Origin of the sequence: Paenibacillus albidus (assembly GCF_014644435.1) — a bacterium.
GTDB lineage: Bacteria > Bacillota > Bacilli > Paenibacillales > Paenibacillaceae > Paenibacillus_AQ > Paenibacillus_AQ albidus.
In genome coordinates this window covers 55,974-63,018 of the sequence record NZ_BMKR01000042.1, presented here as the reverse complement: position 1 = coordinate 63,018, position 7,045 = coordinate 55,974, and the positions used below count along the sequence as shown (strand labels likewise).

The 7,045-nt window shown below is 35.5% G+C and carries 7 protein-coding genes; 4 read left to right on the top strand and 3 right to left on the bottom strand.

Annotated elements, in window-relative coordinates; all coding sequences use genetic code 11:
• From IEY53_RS29670 to IEY53_RS29660, 3 genes are all read right to left on the bottom strand, one after another.
• Positions 1 to 948, bottom strand: a 948-nt coding sequence (locus IEY53_RS29670) for a tyrosine-type recombinase/integrase (protein WP_189031344.1), incomplete at its 3' end; no start/stop codon positions are given.
• Positions 941 to 2,023 carry a tyrosine-type recombinase/integrase gene (locus IEY53_RS29665; protein ID WP_189031343.1) on the bottom strand — a complete coding sequence of 361 codons (1,083 nt, stop codon included), beginning with the start codon at positions 2,021 to 2,023 and terminating at the stop codon, positions 941 to 943. The genes IEY53_RS29665 and IEY53_RS29670, both read right to left, overlap by 8 nt.
• Positions 2,016 to 3,173, bottom strand: a complete 1,158-nt coding sequence (locus IEY53_RS29660) for a tyrosine-type recombinase/integrase (protein WP_189031342.1) — start codon at positions 3,171 to 3,173, stop codon at positions 2,016 to 2,018. Before IEY53_RS29660 ends, IEY53_RS29665 begins: the two co-directional genes overlap by 8 nt.
• Before the next feature lie 662 nt (positions 3,174 to 3,835).
• On the opposite strand from IEY53_RS29660, the gene IEY53_RS29655 reads away from it, so the two are divergent.
• From IEY53_RS29655 to IEY53_RS29640, 4 genes are all read left to right on the top strand, one after another.
• On the top strand, positions 3,836 to 4,639 hold the full coding sequence (locus IEY53_RS29655) for a hypothetical protein (RefSeq protein ID WP_189031341.1): 804 nt from the start codon (positions 3,836 to 3,838) through the stop codon (positions 4,637 to 4,639).
• 68 nt (positions 4,640 to 4,707) lie between these two features.
• Entirely contained in the window at positions 4,708 to 4,845 is a 138-nt protein-coding gene (locus IEY53_RS29650; RefSeq protein ID WP_189031340.1) for a hypothetical protein, read from the top strand.
• A gap of 196 nt (positions 4,846 to 5,041) precedes the next feature.
• Positions 5,042 to 5,254: a hypothetical protein gene (locus IEY53_RS29645; RefSeq protein WP_189031339.1), complete on the top strand. Its 213-nt coding sequence runs from the start codon at positions 5,042 to 5,044 to the stop codon at positions 5,252 to 5,254.
• Between the two features lie 101 nt (positions 5,255 to 5,355).
• Positions 5,356 to 6,996 (top strand): recombinase family protein, encoded by a 1,641-nt coding sequence (locus IEY53_RS29640; protein ID WP_189031337.1) that lies wholly within the window; start codon positions 5,356 to 5,358, stop codon positions 6,994 to 6,996.
• Positions 6,997 to 7,045: the final 49 nt, after the last annotated feature.

Below are 7,045 nucleotides of genomic sequence, written 5' to 3'. Positions count from 1 at the left end.
CAGGCCAGAGGCAAATTGAAACATTTGTACCCTGAAATTTGATGCAGTCAAGGTACTAGTGTAATGTCGAATATATTGCAGCGTAGATTGAAATTTCTCATGTCCGAGTAGTTCCATAATGGTAAACAAGTCTATGCCTTCATCACGCATAAAGGTAGCAAATGAATGCCGGCTGCTATGAATGTGCATATTTGGTAAGTTTGCTTTTGTTAAGAACTCTTGAAAAAGTAGGTTAACATCATATCTTGACATTGGCTGATTAGATTCTCTACCAGGGAAAAGGAATACAGATTCATCATTATGGTATTTACTGAGGTATTCACGAAGAATTTCTCCAAAGCCTTCCCGTAAAACAACCACTCTTTGGACTTTAGTTTTAGTTTTGATTAATAGCATCATTTCATTAGTAAGATCAAGTTCACAGACATTAATATTTAGAATTTCAGAAATTCGACAACCCGTTGAAAATAGTAACCCGAAAAGGAGCGTATCGCGCACCAAATCTTTACTATGTGTTACCATACTATGGAGAAATCTTAAAAACTCATGTCGGCTTAAAATACGAATAGGTTCAGATTTTGGTTTATAGTGACTTAGTGAAAATTCAGAATAAGCAATAACATCCGGGAAATTTTTGTTATTCTTTAGAAACTTGAAAAAACTCCTTATAGCGTGTGTTGTTGTTGAAAGCTTAGAATAGGTATTCCCAACAAGATCAAAGAGATAGGAGTCAATAACCTTACTGTTTATTGGTTTATATCCAATGATGTTATCTCCTGCTTTTATGGTGAATATTTTATCGAGTTCAACCTCCGAGGGATCACAACTCAGTTTGATGGCTAAATATTGATTGAACTCTACAAGAGCCTTAGAATATATTTCGAGAGTTACTTTGGAGTATATAGTTACTATCTGATAGTTATGAATTTCCTCTTGGAAATTAATCATTACTTCTATCACCAATCCCCATGATGCTTTGTAGTAATTTTTCCAAGGGGAAAGGATACTTTAATACAGCATTTTTAAGGTCGCTTGGGTGACGTTTTGTATAAATTCTCGTGGTTTCAATGTTTTCATGCCCTAATATTTCTTGTAAATCATAAATTGCCATACCTTCCTTTAGTGCATTTACTGCAAATGTATGTCTAAACGAATGTAATGTAAATGATCCCTTTACACCTATCGCTTCAAAAATTTGAGTTATCATGTATTGGATATTTTTAATAGATAGAGGCTTTCTTGTATCGAGACATCGCTTTGAGAATAGGTATTCGGTGTTTCGGATATCCCAGTTGTGACAACCTGTTCGAGCAAGATAATTTAATACAACTTTTTTTACTTCAGGATACATCGGGACATATCTCTCTTTTTGACCTTTGCCTTTTCTAATGAAGATCAAATCTTCATATATGTTGAAGTCGCAAATTCTCAAGTTTACTACTTCGCTGACTCTACAACCCGTTCCTAAGAAAAAGTAAATTAACGCAAAATTAAGAAAGGGCCATTTGCCCTTTTTTGCTGCATTTAGTAGAGCAGGTAGGAGTTTATCCGGGATGTACTTTGGTACTATAACATCTTTATTTCTTTGAAATTCAATTCGGAGCTCATCGCTTATATACTTTCGCGTGTATGCAAACTTCATGAGGTTGCTTATTATAGCAGCATAGGTGTTGATCGTGCCGGGACGAAGCTCATCCCCTTTTAGAGGCTTACATGTAGCTAAGAACTGGTGGAACAAATTTTCTGTTAGCTTCATCATTTTGAATTCTGGCCCTGTTGATATAAGGAACTGAGCAAAGCTTTTTAAAATGGTTGTATAAAATTCTAAAGTTATCGGTGATTTTTTTTTGTTTAGTTTTAGTATTGAAATATAATCCTCTATAACGAAAAGGATTGTTTTTTCATCTGATAGCTTTTTCTTTCCTTCAATTAGATTTAAAAAATCCGTAACGTCAATCTGGTACATCTCTGCTATAACATCAGGCGTTATGTTAACTTCAATATTGAAATCCATATCATGCATCGCTCTCTTCTATTCGTTTTAGTGGATTGTGTGGAAGGGTCCGGTTTAACAACCTTTGAACACTACGATGTATATACCATTCTGTTGAGCAACGGTGTTTGTGTCCCATAGAAGCAGAAACTTCATCAAAATCATTTTCATTATCCAAAGCATTTGTTGCATAAGTATGACGCAATGCTTTTGCATTGAATCGAAGTTCACCGAAAGCTTTCCTATTAGTACGTTCAAATATGGATGCTATACCTTTGCGGGTAACCGGTTCCCCAAATGCATTGATGAATAAATACTCGTGCTGAACGTTTAAAATTGAACGAATCTCTAAGAACTTATTAATTACCATACAAAGATCCTTACTAATTTTAAGCTTGCGTAACCCGGATTTTTCACAGTAGAGTGTAATTTGTCTTTCAGATAAGCTAACATCTGTTAACTTTATATTTGTAACTTCAATTGGCCTGCATCCTAATTCCATGACAAGCAATATAACTGCTAAATCTCTCGTTTTAACACGACTCTTGCTCAACACGATTGAATCTAGTAGAACTTTGATTTCTTCTATTTCAATATAATCATTTGATCGTTTTGCTCGACCTCTAAGTGATTCTGGTATTACATAACTAATTTTCACAATCGATTCTTTTGAAAGCATCTTCAAAAACAATCGAAGAGTCACCAGATATTTAGTAACAGTACATAGTTGTAGCTGTTCAGAGTTTAAACGATCGACCAAGTATTCTTCATACGCATGTACCATCATTTTTGTTAATGATTTCATATCATTTAGAGATGAAAAGGGGCCATCTTCAATAAATGTCTTAGTCAGAAAAGTTAAGAAGCCTCTAAGAGTCCGCATATGAATTTCAAGCGTAGTCGAAGCATACTTTCGTTGTGAGTAATATTTTTCGAAATATAAGATAACTTGTGGAAATAACTCATTGTTGTTCAGTGGTGCTTTTTTGCGTTTGTACGTTGTTTCTTCGGGTTTTCGTGGTATAAGAAGTTGATTGATTAGATGTAAAAGTTCTTGTGCATCGAGATGTATCCTACCTTCAAATAATTTTAAAATTGATTTTACTGATAACTGTTTATTTAATAAATGTTGTATTTCATTGATTTCTGTTGATTCTATAGTAGATAAAATAGCATTCATATTAAATCACCTCAACATTAGTATTTCTGTACTGATAGACTTATATACACCACCATGGTAAAATCTTCTTATATGAAATTTTGCACTTTAACTTCCTGCCAGGCGGCTCAAGGAAGCATTCTAATTTTTAATTGCCAATATTAAATTGGCTAGGTCTGTCCAAAATGGAAATTCACAATTTTGTGCTAATGAACAAGCGATAAGGTCCATAGACCTGTCGCTTTTTTTACATTAAAATACATTTTTGATACATTATTTTCGTAATGTTACAAATCCTTCAACCGACTAAAGGAATTTAATTGTTATTTCTATATCCAGTCTGATGTATGTGGGTTATTATGATTAAATTTAAACTGGAAGGAGGTTCAGACTTATAATGATGAAAAGCATTGAAAGTATTTACGCTTGTTTATTTCTAAAGTTCAATGGTTGTTTCACTCCTTTTCTTGTAAGATCTGTACTAGAGCTGGTTAATCATGATACCCTACAACGGGAACATAGGCTCTAATTCACTTTATAAAGTGAATTAGAGCCTATGGAATCACACTGTTATACGCTTTTTCTGGTGATATAACATGAGGAAAAGGCGGAATGGGATTAAGCTATCTGATATTATTGTAAGACTTACTCGAATAAGAAGTTTAATTACTAATAAAGATCCTATGTCTATTGAAAACTTTCTTGAATATAAGAGAGACACAAGTAAATATAGTAGATTTACAAATGATTGGACGGAATTATATTTCTTAAGACAAAATCTTAATGAAGTAGCTGCTTTCTTGCTGCGCTTAAAGCACGTGCCCGTTAGACACGTAGTAATAATGAGAAAAGAACTAATTGGCTTCAGTAAGAATGAATTATATACTCATTTCCGATTAAATAATAATCAAATGACCAGTTTTACGGACACCAGTGATCGCCTAAAACAGGAGATAAACTTTTCGACTCCACTTCATCAGTCATTAGAAGGACGGCAGGTTGTATCTGATATACATTATCCAAGTGAGTTTCTTGCCTTTATTTCCTTGCTATCAAGGCTACCGCTTCAATGGCTTATATTGCCTGAACCCGATCTGGTTTGGAGTATTGATCATTTTGCTTTATTAAATGATGTCTCACTAAATTATAGTAAGCGAGAATTTAGTACATTCTTGAATGGACTAGACCATAACTCCCACGATGTACGAGCAGTGATCATAACAGATAAAGTTACTAAAACAAAACTATATCTCCGCGTGGAGCATCTTTTCGGAACCTTAAGCATTGAGCTTTGTAATATTAATGCTAGTAATCTAGAATATGAGAGCTTTATTGACTTGTTTCAAGGAGAGAATTATTATAAAGGCTTAATGCCTACAGTTATTTCAAGTCAAATCAACCATACAGTCGTAATGAGGCATGTGCTTTGTAAACGTCCACTTTGCTATCCAGTGGAATTCATAGCTATACCACCTTCACTGTATTGAGTGAGTTACAAGATATAAATAAATAAAGGAAAACCTCTAGATATCAAAATATCTGGAGGTTTTTTATTTTGAATGAAAAATGGCCTGTTGATGAATTTGAAAAAAGAAAAGCACTTGAGATTATTGAGAAATGGATGAAAGAAGAAGAAAGACGAGTAAAAGATAAAGATACCTATAGTGAAAACGAAAAAAATGAATCAAAATAATGAAGGAATGACCTACCATCAGTCGATCGAGCTTTTACCAATCACGGTAAATACTCAAATAAAAAAAGATAAAGTTATCGACTACATCTTGAAAAAAATATTATCTAAAACCGACTGACTACAGGTCGGTTTATTTTGCTTTCAAATGGACATAATACCTACTACGAACATATGTTCCTAATTGGAGGAATGTCCATTGCCACTCAATAAAGGTCTAGGATCAATTACAGCACAAGGCATCAAATTCAATGGTAAGTGTTATTCATGTTCACTGGCTATTAAGGAGCAATGGTTTGAGCGCGCTCGTACAACAGGCCCAACAGATGTCAAAGTGTATTATGATTCACTAAACATCACGGAGATTACTGTATTAATTAATGCAGTTTTCGTCCTGCTGTATGTTGATTGAACACAATATTACACTACAAGACCAAGATGAGTATTCGGAAGTTTCAACAGCGTCGCCAACAAAGAAAACCAAATAATAAGTAAAAATAAAGGAGGAGACTAATGTTCACAGCAATTTATGTTCGTGTATCGACAGGCATGCAGGCTGCAGAGGGACATAGTCTGGATCACCAGATTGAACTATGTATGAACAAAGCTAAGGAATCGAATTTTGCGTTGGATACGATTAAGGTCTTCCGTGAAGAAGGCTTTAGCGGAGAAGATATTGAGCGGCCGGCACTGAATGAGCTGCGGAAAGCAATTAATGATCATATAGTTGAACGGGTAATCATTACACACCCAGATCGATTGTCACGTGATTTAACAGACAAATTGTTTATCTGCCGTGAATTTGAAACGCGCATGGTTCAGTTGGTTTTCGTTGATACAGAATACCATAACACTCCGGAAGGTCAGCTGTTCTTCAATTTAATGAGTGTCATTGCTCAATACGAGCTTTCGCTTATTAAAAAGAGAACGGTTAGGGGAAGGCTTAAGGCGGTGGAAAAAGATAAGAAGATCATGCCGATGCGGGTCCCGCCATTTGGATACGATTGGGTTGAAGGCCAGCTCATTGTAAACAAACAAGAGGCAGAGTATGTGAGGAAAGTTTATCAATGGTATCTAAATGATAATATGACGATGCGAGAAATTGGTAATAAGCTATTTGAGATTGGGGCTTTGCCAAAACGTTCTACCAATGGAAACTGGGGGGCAAGCTCAATCGGCCGGATACTTAGTTCTGAAATATACATTGGGCGGTATTACTATAACCGTAGAAAGGTGAAGAAACTCAAAGGACAACGGACCCGAACTGGTGCACCTAAAAAGACTTATACAGTACGAGAGCGAAATGAATGGATAATGGTTCAAGTTGAACCTATTGTCTCAGAGGAGTTATTCGAACAAGCTAGGCAACAACGCATCAAAAACTACACCCGCTCAGGAAATGTACACTTTGATTATCTGCTGAAATCACTGCTTCGCTGTGGTCATTGTGGGCGTAAGTGGGGAGGAACAACATACTCAGGTAGACATGATAAAATAACAGGTTTACGACAGAAATACAGATGTTACCGTTGCCCCAATGTTTATCCAAAGTTATACGGTGTAGTAACCCGATGTCCTACACATAGCATCAGGGCAGAAAAACTTGAGGAGTTCATTTGGGAAATGGTTATGGAGGCATTGTCTAATCCGGAAGACTACATTGAGCGATTAGAAGGACAAGTCGAAAACATTGTCGATGAGTTAATTTTAACTGCTGGTATTATTAAGGGCTATGTTGATGAAAAAAGAAAAGAATCGGACAAGTTAAAAATTATGTTCCGTAGAGATGTAATTTCTGAAGAAGAGCTCGCAACGGAGTCAAGTAAATTGACTAACGAGATCAACAATCTTCAATCGCAAGTCGAGTTGTATGAACAAAAGATCAAGGTACACAGAGAACAGCATTTTTCTCACGAGGAAAAAATAAAGGCAGTTGAGCGGATAAATGCATTTATCAACAGCAAAGGAGATGAACTTACGTTTGAAGATAAGCGTTTTATCATTGAGACACTCATTGATGAAATAATACTCAAATCTGAAGAAGGAAAGCTTAGTATCAATATAGTTGGGAGTTTAAACGAGCTTATTAAAACCCAAGGAGAAGGAAGGGCAAGGAGTATTCCACTGACTTTGAACAAGAGAATAGATATGTAATAGGGACTATTGGGCATACGAGTGATTAATTGAGATTAAGGAGAAGGTG